At 64.3% G+C, this 14856-nt stretch carries 17 protein-coding genes and 1 pseudogene; 13 read left to right on the top strand and 5 right to left on the bottom strand.

What is annotated here, in order from left to right:
- Positions 1-602 precede the first annotated feature (602 nt).
- From rpoE to pdxJ, 12 genes are all read left to right on the top strand, one after another.
- On the top strand, positions 603-1184 hold the full coding sequence (gene rpoE / locus CXK94_RS16400; RefSeq protein WP_102895128.1) for an RNA polymerase sigma factor RpoE: 582 nt from the start codon (positions 603-605) through the stop codon (positions 1182-1184).
- Positions 1185-1215: 31 nt separating this feature from the next.
- Positions 1216-1806 carry an RseA family anti-sigma factor gene (locus CXK94_RS16395; RefSeq protein WP_102895127.1) on the top strand — a complete coding sequence of 197 codons (591 nt, stop codon included), beginning with the start codon at positions 1216-1218 and terminating at the stop codon, positions 1804-1806.
- Between the two features lie 8 nt (positions 1807-1814).
- Complete coding sequence (locus CXK94_RS16390; RefSeq protein ID WP_102895126.1) at positions 1815-2759, top strand: MucB/RseB C-terminal domain-containing protein; 945 nt, start codon at positions 1815-1817, stop codon at positions 2757-2759.
- Positions 2756-3208, top strand: a complete 453-nt coding sequence (locus CXK94_RS16385) for a SoxR reducing system RseC family protein (RefSeq protein WP_102895125.1) — start codon at positions 2756-2758, stop codon at positions 3206-3208. The genes CXK94_RS16390 and CXK94_RS16385 overlap by 4 nt, the downstream gene beginning before the upstream one ends.
- A gap of 34 nt (positions 3209-3242) precedes the next feature.
- Positions 3243-4661, top strand: coding sequence for a DegQ family serine endoprotease (locus tag CXK94_RS16380; protein WP_102895124.1), 1419 nt, complete (start codon positions 3243-3245; stop codon positions 4659-4661).
- A gap of 187 nt (positions 4662-4848) precedes the next feature.
- A complete protein-coding gene (gene lepA / locus CXK94_RS16375) occupies positions 4849-6648 on the top strand; it encodes a translation elongation factor 4 (RefSeq protein ID WP_102895123.1) in 1800 nt (599 codons plus the stop codon).
- A gap of 1 nt (position 6649) precedes the next feature.
- On the top strand, positions 6650-7504 hold the full coding sequence (lepB, locus tag CXK94_RS16370; RefSeq protein WP_037038712.1) for a signal peptidase I: 855 nt from the start codon (positions 6650-6652) through the stop codon (positions 7502-7504).
- 92 nt (positions 7505-7596) lie between these two features.
- Entirely contained in the window at positions 7597-7974 is a 378-nt protein-coding gene (locus tag CXK94_RS16365) for a DUF4845 domain-containing protein (RefSeq protein WP_037038714.1), read from the top strand.
- Complete coding sequence (gene rnc, locus CXK94_RS16360) at positions 7971-8660, top strand: ribonuclease III (protein ID WP_102895122.1); 690 nt, start codon at positions 7971-7973, stop codon at positions 8658-8660. Before CXK94_RS16365 ends, rnc begins: the two co-directional genes overlap by 4 nt.
- Positions 8653-9564: a GTPase Era gene (gene era, locus CXK94_RS16355; RefSeq protein WP_102895121.1), complete on the top strand. Its 912-nt coding sequence runs from the start codon at positions 8653-8655 to the stop codon at positions 9562-9564. Before rnc ends, era begins: the two co-directional genes overlap by 8 nt.
- A gap of 47 nt (positions 9565-9611) precedes the next feature.
- Entirely contained in the window at positions 9612-10301 is a 690-nt protein-coding gene (recO, locus tag CXK94_RS16350) for a DNA repair protein RecO (protein WP_037038718.1), read from the top strand.
- On the top strand, positions 10294-11040 hold the full coding sequence (pdxJ, locus tag CXK94_RS16345; RefSeq protein ID WP_037038720.1) for a pyridoxine 5'-phosphate synthase: 747 nt from the start codon (positions 10294-10296) through the stop codon (positions 11038-11040). Before recO ends, pdxJ begins: the two co-directional genes overlap by 8 nt.
- Before the next feature lie 123 nt (positions 11041-11163).
- Here pdxJ and CXK94_RS16340 read toward each other — a convergent pair.
- Positions 11164-11298: pseudogene (locus CXK94_RS16340) on the bottom strand (DUF2905 family protein); the annotation flags it as partial.
- 19 nt (positions 11299-11317) lie between these two features.
- Positions 11318-12241 carry a LysR family transcriptional regulator gene (locus CXK94_RS16335; protein WP_102895119.1) on the bottom strand — a complete coding sequence of 308 codons (924 nt, stop codon included), beginning with the start codon at positions 12239-12241 and terminating at the stop codon, positions 11318-11320.
- 190 nt (positions 12242-12431) lie between these two features.
- Between CXK94_RS16335 and CXK94_RS16330 the strand changes: the two genes are divergently transcribed.
- Positions 12432-12674 (top strand): hypothetical protein, encoded by a 243-nt coding sequence (locus tag CXK94_RS16330; protein ID WP_180984440.1) that lies wholly within the window; start codon positions 12432-12434, stop codon positions 12672-12674.
- Positions 12675-12686: 12 nt separating this feature from the next.
- Here CXK94_RS16330 and cmoB read toward each other — a convergent pair whose 3' ends face one another.
- The 3 genes from cmoB to CXK94_RS16315 form a co-directional block, all read right to left on the bottom strand.
- On the bottom strand, positions 12687-13649 hold the full coding sequence (gene cmoB, locus CXK94_RS16325; protein WP_102895118.1) for a tRNA 5-methoxyuridine(34)/uridine 5-oxyacetic acid(34) synthase CmoB: 963 nt from the start codon (positions 13647-13649) through the stop codon (positions 12687-12689).
- Positions 13646-14389: a carboxy-S-adenosyl-L-methionine synthase CmoA gene (cmoA, locus tag CXK94_RS16320; RefSeq protein WP_102895199.1), complete on the bottom strand. Its 744-nt coding sequence runs from the start codon at positions 14387-14389 to the stop codon at positions 13646-13648. Before cmoA ends, cmoB begins: the two co-directional genes overlap by 4 nt.
- A gap of 65 nt (positions 14390-14454) precedes the next feature.
- Positions 14455-14856 carry a protease inhibitor I42 family protein gene (locus tag CXK94_RS16315; RefSeq protein WP_102895117.1) on the bottom strand — a complete coding sequence of 134 codons (402 nt, stop codon included), beginning with the start codon at positions 14854-14856 and terminating at the stop codon, positions 14455-14457.

Raw genomic sequence — 14856 nt, 5'->3', positions numbered from 1 at the left:
AAGTCGGACCTAGGGTCTGTTGACGTTTCATCGCGAGCCGCGTTGCCGCGTCAAATGGCGCCAGGCAAGGCGCGGGACGCAGGTAATGGTGGTTCCCTTGCCAAGTCCCGCAACGCCGCATGGCGCCATTTGCCGCGCAACCCTTCGGGCCGGGCCTGTTTTTGCGCGATGCGGCGTTACTCGTCGCTTATTTGGAATGACCAAACTTCGCTTCTCGTGCCTTGCCTCGCGCAAAAACAGGCGCCGGCGCGGCCGCGAATGAAACGTCAACAGACCCTAGTATATAGGTGGGATATCGCATCAAAATAGACAAGCGGAAGCCTGTGGCCGGGTAAGGGGAACTTTTCTTGCTAGTGGCCACTCAATAGACAGTTATGAAGGCAAGCCAGCTGGCCATTCTGGATGGGCGGTGCGGGTTTGCTATGGATACCAGGACGGCGTCGCTAGCGGGTCTGGCGCGGCGCTGTGTTGCAATCGCCGTCAGGTATTGCAGGAAAGCTTGCTAGGAGGGGGGGAGAACTTTTGCGTAAAGCCCGGGTCTATTCTGGCAGGTCGGTTCGCTGGTGTGAGCGACGCCCCTTCGGTTTCAAGGAGGAGCGTGCATGTTGACTCAGGAGCAGGACCAGCAGCTGGTTGAGCGAGTGCAGCGCGGGGACAAGCGGGCGTTTGATCTGCTGGTAATGAAATACCAGCACAAGATCCTTGGGCTGATCGTGCGATTCGTGCACGACTCCCATGAGGCTCAGGATGTCGCCCAGGAAGCGTTCATCAAAGCCTATCGCGCGCTAGCCAACTTTCGTGGCGACAGTGCGTTCTATACCTGGCTGTACCGTATCGCCATCAACACGGCGAAGAATCATCTGGTGGCGCGTGGCAGGCGTCCGCCGGATAGTGATGTGAGTTCCGAAGATGCCGAGTTCTATGAAGGCGATCACGCCCTCAAGGATATCGAGTCGCCGGAGCGAGCGCTGCTCAGGGATGAGATAGAAGATACCGTTCATCGAACCATTCAGCTTTTGCCCGAAGATTTGCGTACCGCTCTAACACTGCGTGAATTCGACGGTCTTAGTTATGAAGACATTGCCAGTGTCATGCAGTGTCCGGTGGGCACGGTGCGCTCTCGGATCTTCCGGGCGCGTGAAGCCATAGATAAAGCGTTGCAACCCCTGTTGCATGAATCCTGAGACAGCGGCGACAGCCAAGAGAGGAACCGCCATGAGTCGTGAAGCCCTGCATGAATCGCTGTCCGCGGTGATGGATAACGAAGCGGACGAGTTGGAATTACGTCGTGTGCTCGCAGGCGACAATCCTGAGCTGCGTGCCACCTGGTCGCGCTATCAGCTCGCCCGTGCCGCCATGCATAAGGAGTTGATCGAGCCGCGCCTGGACATTGCTGCCGCAGTATCGGCCGCGCTGGCCGACGAGGCTGCGCCCGCACAACCGCAGCGTTCGGGCTGGAAAGGGCTGGGCCGCTTGGCGGTGGCCGCATCGGTGACCGTCGCTGTACTGGCGGGTGTGCGTCTGTACAATCAGAGCGATGTTGCCGGGCCGCAGTTGGCTCAGCAGGCTGCCCAGCCGAGTATCTCGGTGCCGCAGGCCAACCAGGGGCCGACTGTGTTGGCCGGTTATAGCGAAGGGCAGGCGGAGGTGCCGGCGCAAACTGCAGCCGATAACGCGCCGATCGAACGTTGGCATGAGGAACGCCTGCCGGCCTACGTCCGTCAGCATGCGCAGCAGGCTGCCTTTGGCACTGGATCGGATAGCGCGCTGCCTTACGCTCGCGCCGCCAGCATGGAAGAACGTTAGGGAGAAACATGCGCGTCTTACCGCTGTATGTGGTGCTGGGGGGCTGGCTATCGATGCCGGCCCTTGCTGCTGATGCCGGGGCCTGGATGGATCGCCTCGCGGCAGCGGAGCAGAAACAGAGTTACGCAGGGACGTTCGTCTACGAACGCAATGGCAGCTTTTCCAGTCATGCCGTCTGGCAGCGGGTGGACGGTGGGCGTGTTGAAGAACGCCTGCTGCAGCTCGATGGTCCTCCTGCCGAGGTGGTGCGCGTCGATGGGCAGATGCAGTGTGCCACCGACGAGCTCGCGGCGCAGTTCCGCGAAGCCCAGGCATGGCGTGGTCAGCGTCTCGATCCGAAAGCATTGTCCGAATGGTATGAATTCCGGATGATCGGCGATTCTCGTGTCGCTGGCCGTTCCGCGGTGGCACTGGCCGTGACCCCACGGGATCAGCACCGTTATGGCTTCGAGTTGCACCTGGACCGGGATACCGCCTTGCCACTCAAATCGTTGATGCTCAACGAGAAGGGGCAGTTGCTCGAGCGCTTCCAGTTCACCCGCTTCACGGCCGGCCCGATCGATGCGCAGCTGCTGAAACCCAGCGGGGCCTGCAAGGATATCGCGGCGGTCGCTCGCGAAGCGGCGCCCGAGTCGGCATGGCGCTCGGACTGGTTGCCGCCTGGCTTCGTATTGCTGGATGCCAATGTGCGCCCCAGCCCTGCTTCCTCGGAAACGGTTTCCTGGCTGTCCTATGGGGATGGCCTGGCCAAGTTCTCGGTGTTCCTCGAGCCGCTGCGCGGCGCACTGGTCGAGGATGCGCGCAGCCAGATGGGACCTACCGTGGCCGTATCCAAGCGCATCAGCACCGCTGACGGGGATGTCATGGTCACGGTGGTGGGCGAGATTCCCCTTGGGACCGCCGAACGGGTGGCCCTGTCCATGAGGGCCGGCGCGGAACAGGCGCAAAGATGATCGAAGAGCCGGGGCGGGTCGTTGCGCTGGAAGCGGGCGCGGTATGGGTCGAAACCCGGCGCAAGAGCACCTGTTCCGGTTGCTCCGCGAAGAGCGGCTGTGGCCAGGGGCTGATGGATACCTTGGGCGTCCGTGAGCGACGCGGCCTGATTCGAGCGGTTTGCGATCTCAACCTGCAGGTCGGCGATTCCGTCATCGTCGGAATTCGCGAGGACGTATTGCTGCGCAGTGCCGTCCTTGTCTATCTTCTTCCCCTGCTCATGCTGATGGCGGCTGCATTGCTTGCCGCTCAGTTCTCGGCGCGCGAGCCGGTCGTCATTCTGGCGGGGCTTGCGGGATTCTTCGTTTCCTGGTTGATCGTGCGCATGCGGAGCCGGCGTACGGCGGATGATCCGAATCTGCAGCCGGTCGTTTTGCGCGCCATGCTCGCGGGGCCTGTCGGTCCCTGAGTTTCTTGTTTCATCAGTGGGGAGACTTGTGTTCATGTTCAATCGAAATGGCTGCTTTGCCTTTGTGGCGGGCTTGGCATTGCTCGGGCAAGCCCTGGTCGCGCAGGCAGCTTTGCCTGATTTCACGCCGCTGGTTGAAAGCGCCTCGCCGGCAGTGGTCAATATCAGCACCAAGCAGAAGGTGCCGGCGCGCGGTGCCTCCGCGCAGATTCCCGAGCTCGAGGGGTTGCCGCCGATCTTTCGCGACTTTTTCGAGCACAGCATTCCGCAGATTCCCGGTGCCCCGGGGCGTGGGCAACAGCGCGAGGCGCAATCTCTCGGCTCCGGCTTCATCATCTCCGATGACGGCTACGTGCTGACCAACAATCATGTGGTTGCCGGTGCCGACGAAATCCTCGTGCGCCTTCCCGACCGCAGCGAGCTGAGCGCGGAGCTGGTGGGGGCCGACCCGCGCACCGATATCGCCGTGCTGAAGGTCGAAGGGAAGGGGCTGCCAACCGTGAAGGTGGGCAAGTCCGATGATCTGAAGGTGGGGGAATGGGTGCTGGCGATCGGTTCGCCATTCGGCTTCGACCATACCGTCACGGCGGGCATCGTCAGCGCCACCGGCCGCAGCCTGCCCAACGAAAGCTACGTGCCCTTCATCCAGACGGACGTGGCGATCAATCCGGGTAACTCGGGCGGTCCCCTGTTCAATCTCCAGGGCGAAGTCGTGGGTATCAATTCGCAGATCTTCACCCGCTCCGGCGGCTTCATGGGGCTGTCCTTCGCGATTCCGATCGATGTGGCGATGGATGTCGCCAACCAGCTGCGTACCGACGGCAAGGTCAATCGGGGCTGGCTCGGCGTGGTGATCCAGGAAGTGAACAAGGATCTGGCCGAGTCGTTCGGCCTCGAGCGTCCTGCCGGAGCGCTGGTGGCCCAGGTGATGGATGGTGGTCCGGCAGCCAAGAGCGGGTTGCGTGTCGGCGATGTGATCCTCAGCCTCAATGGCAAGCCGATCATCATGTCCGCCGACCTGCCGCATCTGGTGGGCGCGCTGAAGCCGGGCAGCAAGGCCAGGATGGAAGTGGTGCGCGACGGTGATCGCAAGACGCTCGATGTCAATATCGGTGCCATGCCGGAAGAAGGCGACGCCGTGGCGGCGTCCGGTTCCGGTGGCCAGGAACGCAGCGACAACCGCCTGGGCGTCAAGGTCACCGAGTTGACCGAGGAACAGAAGAAGAACCTCGACCTGCCGGGTGGCGTGGTCATCACCGAAATCCTCAATGGTCCTGCCGCGATGATCGGCCTGCGCCCGGGGGATGTCATCACCCATCTGAACAACCAGGCGATCAACTCGGCCGCTACGTTCGCCCGCGTGGCGGAGCAATTGCCGAAGAATCGCTCGGTGTCGATGCGTGTATTGCGCCAGGGGCGCGCCAGCTTCATCACCTTCAAGCTGGCCGAGTGATCCGGAAGGCATAGGAAGAAGGGCGGTTCATACCGCCCTTCTTGTTTTCGGGATATATCCGTTCTTGTGCCGGCGTCGCGCTCGCATTGCGCGGGCGGCTTGCGCGTGGCGCTTCAAGGGCTGATCAGTTACACTCCCCGGCTATTTTCGGCGGGCATCGACCCGCGACTTTTCCGAGTGTTGAGCTGTGAGTGACCTGAGTCATATCCGCAATTTTTCCATCATCGCCCATATCGATCACGGCAAGTCGACCCTGGCGGACCGCTTCATCCAGATGTGCGGCGGCCTGTCCGAGCGCGAAATGGAGGCGCAGGTGCTGGACTCGATGGATCTGGAACGCGAGCGCGGCATTACCATCAAGGCCCACAGCGTCACCCTGCATTACAAGGCGCAGGACGGGAAGACCTACCAGCTGAACTTCATCGACACGCCCGGCCACGTCGACTTCACCTATGAAGTCAGCCGCTCGCTGGCCGCCTGCGAAGGCGCCTTGCTGGTGGTCGACGCCGGCCAGGGGGTCGAGGCGCAGTCGGTCGCCAATTGCTATACCGCCATCGAGCAGGGCCTCGAGGTCATGCCGGTGCTGAACAAGATGGACCTGCCGCAGGCGGAGCCGGAGCGGGTCAAGGACGAGATCGAGCACATCATCGGCATCGATGCCACCGACGCGGTCGCCTGCAGCGCCAAGAGCGGCATGGGCGTGGTCGATGTGCTGGAGCGCCTGGTCGAGGTCATTCCGCCGCCGCAGGGCGAGATCGATGCGCCGCTGCAGGCGCTGATCATCGACTCCTGGTTCGATAACTACCTGGGTGTGGTGTCCCTGGTGCGTGTACGCCATGGCCGTATCAAGAAGGGCGACAAGGTGCTGGTGAAGTCCACCGGCAAGGTCCATCAGGTGGACAGCGTCGGTGTCTTCACGCCCAAGCACACCGCGACCGCCGACCTCAAGGCGGGTGAGGTGGGCTTCATCATCGCCGGTATCAAGGACATTCATGGCGCGCCGGTGGGCGACACCCTGACACTGTCCAGCACGCCTGACGTGGAGATGCTGCCGGGCTTCCAGCGCATCAAGCCGCAGGTGTACGCCGGGCTGTTCCCGGTCAGCTCCGACGACTTCGAGGACTTCCGCGAAGCCCTGCAGAAGCTCACACTCAACGATGCGGCGCTGCAGTACGAGCCGGAAAGCTCCGAAGCCCTGGGCTTCGGCTTCCGCATCGGCTTCCTCGGCATGCTGCACATGGAGATCATCCAGGAGCGCCTGGAGCGCGAATACAACCTGGACCTGATCACCACGGCGCCCACCGTGGTCTACGAACTGCTGCTGAAGAACGGCGAAACCCTCTACGTCGACAACCCGTCGCGTCTGCCCGACCTGTCCTCCATCGACGACATGCGCGAGCCCATCGTGCAGGCCAACATCCTGGTGCCGCAGGATCACCTGGGCAACGTCATCACCCTGTGCATCGAGAAGCGCGGCGTGCAGCGCGACATGCAGTTCCTCGGCTCCCAAGTGCAGGTGCGCTACGACCTGCCGATGAGCGAGGTGGTACTGGACTTCTTCGACCGGCTGAAATCGGTGAGCCGCGGCTACGCCTCGCTGGACTACAGCTTCGAGCGCTTCCAGTCGGCCAACCTGGTCAAGCTGGACGTGCTGATCAACGGCGAGAAGGTCGATGCCCTGGCATTGATCGTGCATCGCGACAACGCCCACTACAAGGGGCGCCAGCTGACCGAGAAGATGAAAGAGCTGATTCCGCGGCAGATGTTCGACGTGGCGATCCAGGCGGCCATCGGCGGGCAGATCGTTGCCCGCACCACCGTCAAGGCGCTGCGCAAGAATGTTCTGGCGAAATGCTACGGCGGCGACGTCAGCCGCAAACGCAAGCTGCTGGAGAAGCAGAAGGCCGGCAAGAAGCGCATGAAGCAGGTCGGCAGCGTGGAAATCCCGCAAGAGGCGTTCCTCGCGGTGTTGAAGGTAGATAGCTGATATGTCGATCAATTTCCCGTTGTTGCTGGTCATCGCCGTTGCCGTCTGCGGCCTGTTGGCGCTGAGCGACCTGTTGTTCTTCGCCCCTCGTCGGCGTGCGGCCATCGCCAACTACGAAGGGCGCGCCGGGGAAATCGACCCCTCGACGCTGGAAGCGCTGAGCAAGGAGCCGCTGCTGATCGAGTACGGCAAGTCGTTCTTCCCGGTGCTGGCGATCGTGCTGGTGCTGCGCTCGTTCCTGGTCGAGCCGTTCCAGATTCCCTCCGGTTCGATGCTCCCCACCCTCGAGGTGGGCGATTTCATCCTGGTGAACAAGTTCGCCTACGGCATCCGCCTGCCGGTGGTGGACAGCAAGGTGATCGAGGTCAGCGATCCGAAGCGTGGCGATGTCATGGTGTTCCGCTATCCCAACGAGCCGAGCATCAACTACATCAAGCGGGTCGTCGGCCTGCCGGGCGACACCGTTCGCTACAGCAGCGACCGCCGCCTGTACGTCAACGACCGGTTGGTGGCCGAAACCCTGATCGGCGAGGAGCCGGGCAGCCTGGGCAGCGCGGTGCTCTATCAGGAGAAGCTGGGCGAGGTGGAGCACCAGATCCGCAAGGAGATGGGGCGCTATCGGATCGAGCCGAGCCGGCAGTGGACCGTGCCGGCCGGTCACTACTTCATGATGGGCGACAACCGCGACAACTCCAACGATAGCCGTTACTGGCAGAGCGAGACGATTCCGGCCGAACTCGCCGGGATGGTGCCGGACCGCAATATCGTCGGCAAGGCCTTCGCCGTGTGGATGAGCTGGCCCGATCCGAAGCTGGGCAACCTGCCGAATTTCTCCCGGGTGGGGCTGATTCACTGAAAGCTGTGAATTGCCGCCCCTGTTCGTTCGAGCGGGCTCGCTATATTGGGCCTGCCCCGATCGGTGGGTATCGTAACGACATAGAGGTCGACATGAGCTTTGCGCGTTCGCAAAAAGGGCTGTCCATGCTGAGCTGGGTCATGGTGCTGGCCATCGTGGCGTTTTTCGCCAGCACCGGATTCAAGATGTTCCCGCATTACTTCGATTACATGTCCATGGACAAGATCATCAAGTCCGTGGAAACCGACGAAGCGCTGGAGATCCGCAGTGTCGGAGAGTTCTATAGTCATGTCAGCAAGGGGATGCAGGTCAACGGCATCCAGGACATCGATCTGAAGAAAGCGCTGAAGGTCGAAATCCAGAACAATGAATTCAGGGCACACCTGAAATACGAAAAACGCGAGCCGCTGATCCGCAATCTCGATCTGGTGGCGAACTTCGACAAAGAATATCGCCTAAGGATGCCGTGAGCACTTCGTTAGCCCGACTCGAGCGCAGGCTCGGTTATCAATTCAAGGACCCGGAGCTGATGCTCCTGGCCCTGACCCATCGCAGCTATGCCGGACGCAACAACGAGCGTCTGGAGTTCCTCGGCGACGCGATTCTCAACTTCATCGCCGGCGAGGCGCTGTTCAACCACTTTCCCCAGGCCCGCGAGGGCCAGCTGTCGCGTCTGCGCGCGCGCCTGGTGAAGGGCGAGACGCTGGCGGTGCTGGCGCGTGGGTTCGAGCTCGGCGAACACCTGCGGCTGGGCTCCGGGGAGCTCAAGAGTGGTGGCTTTCGGCGCGAATCCATCCTCGCCGATACCCTCGAAGCGCTGATCGGTGCGATCTATCTCGATGCCGGCATGGAAACCGCCCGCGACCGCGTGCTCGCCTGGCTGGACAACGAACTGCAGGGGTTGACCCTGGTCGACACCAACAAGGATCCCAAGACCCGCCTGCAGGAGTTCCTGCAATCGCGCGCCTGCGAGCTGCCGCGCTACGGGGTGGTGGATATCCAGGGCGAGCCGCATTGCCGAACCTTCTTCGTCGAATGCGAGGTGGCGCTGCTCAACGAGAAAACCCACGGGCAGGGCGCCAGTCGCCGCATTGCCGAACAGGTCGCCGCGGCGGCCGCATTGATCGCCCTCGGCGTGGAGAACGGACATGACTGACGAGCACGCACAGCAGCAAGACGTCAGCCGCTGCGGCTACGTCGCCATCGTCGGTCGGCCGAATGTCGGCAAGTCGACCCTGCTCAACCACCTCCTCGGGCAGAAGCTGGCGATCACCTCGCGCAAGCCGCAGACCACCCGCCACAACATGCTCGGCATCAAGACCGAAGGCAATGTGCAGGCGGTCTACGTCGACACCCCGGGGCTGCACAAGAACGGCGAGACGGCGCTCAACCGCTACATGAACCGCACCGCCGCCTCGGCGCTGAAGGACGTCGACGTGGTGATCTTCGTCGTCGACCGCACTCGCTGGACCGACGAGGACCAGGCCGTGCTCGAGCGCGTACAGTACGTGACCGGGCCGCTGATCGTTGCGGTGAACAAGACCGACCGCATCGAGGACAAGGCCGAGCTGCTGCCGCACCTGCGCTGGCTCGCCGAGCAACTGCCGAACGCCGAGATCGTGCCGATTTCCGCGCAGCACGGGCAGAACCTCGAGGCGCTGGAAAAGCTGGTGGCCGAGCGCCTGCCGGAAGGCGAGCACTTCTTTCCGGAAGACCAGATCACCGACCGCAGCAGCCGTTTCCTTGCCGCCGAGCTGGTGCGCGAGAAGATCATGCGCCAGCTCGGCGCCGAGGTGCCGTACCAGATCACCGTCGAGATCGAGGACTTCAAGCAGGAAGGCCATGTGCTGCACATCCATGCGCTGATCCTGGTCGAGCGCGACGGGCAGAAGAAGATCATCATCGGCGACAAGGGCGAGCGCATCAAACGCATCGGCCAGGAGGCACGCAAGGACATGGAAGTGCTGTTCGACTCCAAGGTCATGCTCAACCTCTGGGTCAAGGTCAAGGGTGGCTGGTCCGACGACGAGCGGGCACTGCACTCGCTGGGCTACCAGTAAAACCCGATCCGCAATCATCCGTGCGCATTGCGCACCCATGGCCCGCCATGCACCAGCCTGCCTTCGTTCTGCACAGCCGGCCCTACAAGGAAAGCAGCGCGCTGGTCGACCTGTTCACCCCACAGGGTCGGCTGCGCGCGGTCATGCGTGCGGCACGCGGCAGAGCCGGCAGCCTGATCCGCCCCTTCATATCTCTGGAAGTGGAGTTGCGCGGCAAGTCCGAACTGAAGACCATCGCCCGCCTCGAAAACACCGGGCCCGCGCACTGGCTCGACGGCCAGGCGCTGTTCAGTGGCATGTACCTCAACGAATTGCTGATTCGCCTGCTGCCCGCCGAGGACGCGCATCCCGCCTTGTTCGAGCATTACGTCGCGACCTTGCCGGCATTGGCTGCGCACCGTCCGCTGGAGCCGCTGCTGCGTGCTTTCGAATGGCGACTGCTGAGCGAACTGGGCTATGGTTTTGCCCTCGATACCGATATCGCCGGTCAGCCGGTCGACCCCGTGCGGCTGTACCGGCTGTTGCCGGATGCCGGGCTCGAGCCGGTCGAGATGTTCCAGCCCGGCCTGTTCAATGGCGCGGAACTCCTGGCGATGGCCGATGCCGACTGGCAGGTGGCGGGTGCCTTGGCCGCGGCCAAGCGGCTGATGCGCCAGGCCCTGGCACCCCACCTGGGCGGCCGACCGCTGGTCAGCCGCGAACTGTTCATGACCATGAAGGAGGTCCCGCGTGACTGAAGCCAATCGAATCCTGCTCGGTGTCAACGTCGACCACGTCGCCACCCTGCGCCAGGCCCGTGGCACGCGCTACCCGGACCCGGTCAAGGCTGCGCTGGATGCCGAGGAGGCCGGTGCCGACGGCATCACCGTGCACCTGCGCGAAGACCGCCGGCACATCCAGGAACGCGACGTGCTGATGATGAAGGACGCCCTGCAGACGCGAATGAACTTCGAGATGGGCGTCACCGAGGCGATGCTCGCCTTCGCCGAGCAGCTGCGGCCCGAGCATGTCTGTCTGGTACCGGAAACTCGCCAGGAACTGACCACCGAAGGCGGCCTCGACGTGGCCGGCCAGGAGGCGCGCATCCGCGCCGCGGTGGAGCGGCTGGCCGCCTGCGGCGCCGAGGTCTCGCTGTTCATCGACGCCGATCCGCGGCAGATCGAGGCGGCGGCCCGCATCGGCGCGCCGGCCATCGAACTGCATACCGGGCGCTACGCCGATGCCCATGGTGTCGCCGAGCGGGCCTGCGAGCTGGCGCGCATCCGCGACGGCGTCGAGGCCGGCCTCAGCCACGGGCTGATCGTCAATGCCGGGCACGGCCTGCACTACCACAACGCCGAGGCCATTGCCGCGATCCGTGGCGTCAATGAGCTGAACATCGGCCACGCCATCGTCGCCCATGCGCTGTTCGTCGGCTTCAAGCAGGCGGTCAAGGAAATGAAGCAGCTGATCCTCGCCGCCGCGGCACGGGGCTGAGGGCGTCCGTAGGGTGGAAAACCGCAACGCGTTTTCCACCTTGGGCCGTGTCTGGTGGAAAAGAGCTTCGCTCGTTTTCCACCCTACGGCTGTTGCCGAAGTTTTTCAGCGACGAAAGAGATTGACCCGGCTGCGTCCCGACTCGATGCGGATGTCGCCGGGTAGGCGACCGAACCAGTTCAGCAGCCAGGGAAAGTAGTGCCAGGCGAGGCCGAGCAGAAGCAGGGCCGCTCCGGCGACGATCATCCAGCGAGCCATGCGCTTCTCCTTCCGACCGTTACAGGTTGCCGCCGGGCCGGCCACGGCGGTATTCGGCGAAGGCTGCGATCACATGCTCGGCGAGCACCTCGACCGGCTCGCTGCGGCGGCTGCCGCGCAACAGCTTGATCCGGTATTCGCCCAGTTCCGGCAAGCCGAACTGGCCGTCAAGGCGCTGCAAGGGAGGCCGGAGCAGGCTCTGCGGGTAGGGTGCGATCGCCAGGTCGGCGATCATCGCGGCTTCCTGCCCGGCGGCCTGTTCGCTGGAATAGGCGATGCGATAGTCACGCCCGATACGATCGAGAGCATCCAGGGCCTGCCGCCGCCAGGCGCAATCGGGGCTGGCCAACGCCAGCGGCAGGGGAGAGCGCAGCGCGGCGACGCCACCGGCACGGCCGGCCCAGACCAGCGGCTCGCTATGGATGGGCTCGCCCCGCGAGTCGTCCTGGCCCAGGTTGCCGACGCTGACCAGCGCGAGGTCCAGCTCGCCGGCGTCGATGCGCTCGATCATCTCGACGCTGCGCCCGACCGAGACGTCCACTTCCACCGCCGGATGGCTGCAGGCGAACAGCGCCAGCAGGCCGGGCAGGATGCGCGTGCCGATATCGCCCGGAGTGCCGAAGCGCACGCGGCCGTGCAATGCCGGGTGCAGGAAGTGCGCGACCGCCTCGCCGTTTAGCCTGAGCAGGCGCCGTGCGTAGCCCAACAGGGTCTCGCCGGCCGGCGTGAGGTGTACCTGGCGTGCCTCGCGCACGAACAACGGGCGCCCGAGGGTTTCTTCCAGGCGCTTGATCTGCATGCTGACCGCCGACGTGGTGCGGTGGATCTGCCCCGCGGCACGGGTGAAGCTGCCGCTTTCGGCGATGGCGACGAAGGTGCGCAACACATCGCTTTCCAGTAGCGGCAGCGAGGCTGTGGGCAGGTGTTCGGCGGACTGGGACATGGCTTGGCTTCAATATTCCTGAACGCAGGCTTTCATATTAGTCGTTTGTTTGAACGATCCAGGACCGCTCATCCTGTGCGTGACGGATGGCAGCCACAGCCGGTGGCTTGCCGCCATGTCGAACGAAGCGGAGGTGAGTATGCCTGTTGCGTATCGCAAGACCGAGGCAGGACGAGCGCTGGAGCCGCGGATGCCTGACGTCTACCTGCCCGCCATGTGGCCGCTGGACCTGCAGCATGGCCTGCTGGACTGGTATCGCGCCTGGCGCCTGCGGCGCCTGTATCGACAGTTGCTGCAACTGGACGATCGTCAATTGGCGGCACGTGACCTGAGCCGGGCGCGGCTCAGCGCAAGAGCCGAGCGGCCGCTGCGGGTGGTGGCGGCGCAACAGCGCCAGGCGCGGCTGCAGCGTTGCGCGGATGCGCGCCGCTGAGCCCTCGGCGTGTCAGGGCTTGCGCGCCAGCAGCACGGCGCGCATCGGCGCCGGCAGTCCCTCGACGGTCTTGCCGTGGTCCTGCGGATCGAGGAAATCCGGCAGCGACTGGTAGCGCATCCATTCGGTGCTGCGCTGTTCCTCGACGCGGGTGAGGCTGACGTCGACGCAGTGCACGTCGACGAAGCCGGCGCGGCGCAGCCAGCGCTCCAGCGCCGGTACCGAGGGCAGGAACCAGACGTTGCGCATCTGCGCGTAGCGATCCTCGGGTACCAGCGCGGTGTTCTCGTCGCCTTCGACCACCAGGGTTTCCAGCACCAGCTCGCCGCCGCGCAGCAGGCAGTCCTTGAGGTCGAGCAGGTGGTCGATGGGCGAGCGGCGGTGGTAGAGCACGCCCATGGAAAACACCGTGTCGAAGCCTTCGAGCTTCGGCGGCAGCTCTTCCAGGGCGAACGGCAGGTGCCAGGCCGGCAGTTCCGGCAGGTAGCGCTTCATCGCGTGGAACTGGCAGAAGAACAGCCAGTTGGGGTCGACGCCGACCACGCTGTCGGCACCGGCGCCGAGCATGCGCCACATGTAGTAGCCGTTGCCGCAGCCGACATCGAGGATGCGCTTGCCGGCAAGGTCCAGGTGCGGCGCGACGCGCTGCCATTTCCAGTCCGAGCGCCACTCGCTGTCCACCTGCACGCCGAACACCTCGAACGGCCCCTTGCGCCACGGCGACAGACCCATCAATGCCTCGCGGGTGGCCTCACACGTGGCTTCGTCGCACGGGGCGTCGAGACGGAAGCCTTCGCGCAGCTCGATCTGCGTCGGCATCAGCGTGGGCAGCGCGTCGACGGCGCGGCGCCAGCGCGGCAGGTCGCCGTGGCCGATTTCCAGCTTGGCATCCAGTTGTCGTTGTACGTCGTTGGCCCAGGCGGCCAGGGGGGTGCCGGCCAGGCGCCAGGCGAGGGGAGTCAGGTCGAGATTCATGGCAGGGCGATCAGCGAGGCGAAATTCAGGCACTGGAACCAGGGCACGACCTGGGAGAAGCCGGCGTCCAGCAGGCGCTGGCGGTGGGTTTCCAGGCTATCGGGCTTCATCACGTTCTCGATGGCGCTGCGCTTCTGGGCGATTTCCAGCTCGCTGTAGCCATTGGCGCGCTTGAAGGCGACGTGCAGGTCGGTGAGCAGCCGCTGTTCCCGCTCATCCTCGAAGCGCAGCTTTTCCGAGAGGATCAGCGCGCCGCCCGGCACCAGGGCTTGGCGAATGCGGCCGAGCAGCGCCGGGCGGCGTTCGGGGGTGATGAACTGCAGGGTGAAATTCAGCGCCACCAGCGAGGCGGGCTGAAACGCCAGTTCGAGAATGTCGCCTTCGATCACCTCGACCGGCAGCAGCTCCTGGAACATCGAGTCCTGCGCGTGCAGGTACTCACGGCAGCGTTCGACCATCGCGGCGGAGTTGTCCACGGCGATCACCTGGCAGTTGTCCTGGCTGACATGACGGCGCAGCGCCTGGGTCACCGCGCCCAGCGAGCAACCGAGGTCGTACAGGCGGGTGTTGGGCTGGGCGAACTGCGCGGCGATCACGCCGAGGTTCTCGACGATGGCCGGGTAGCCCGGCACCGAGCGCTTGATCATGTCGGGGAACACCCGCACCACGTCCTCGTTGAACACGAAGTCCTGGACGTGGACGAGGGGCTGGGCGAACAGACGGTCGGGATCGTGACTCACGGGACGGGCGGCATCGATGAAAAACGGGGCGGCATTGTAGCCGAAAGCGTGCCCTCCACCGAGGCTCAATGTACCTCGATCCGACAGTCGAACAGGTCGGCCGGCTCGGCATCGGGTTCCCAGGGGCGCTGGTAGGTCAGGTAGAGTCGGCCGCTGCCGGGCGCGTGGGCCTCGAAGCGCCAGGTGGACAGGCCATCGCCGCCGATCACGTCGCCCTTCGGATTGCTGAACACCTCGGGGCCGAGGCTGCGCAGCTGGCCGGTGGCGGCCTCGCGTAGGGTCCAGCGATAACCGGTGGTGGGATTGCTCGGCAGACTGACGATCAGTTGCTGGCCGGTCTGCAGCGCCTGTGGACAGCGGCGATCGTCGCCGAGCACCACGCTCGACGGCGCCTGCTCCTTGCCGGCACAGGCGCCGAGCAGCAGGAAGGTGACGGGCAGCAGCAGGCGGGGGATGACGAAAGACAT

This window comes from Stutzerimonas stutzeri, assembly GCF_002890915.1.
Lineage (GTDB): Bacteria > Pseudomonadota > Gammaproteobacteria > Pseudomonadales > Pseudomonadaceae > Stutzerimonas > Stutzerimonas stutzeri_AF.
Note: the sequence above shows the minus strand (reverse complement) of the source record. Positions and strands in the feature narration are given on the sequence as shown.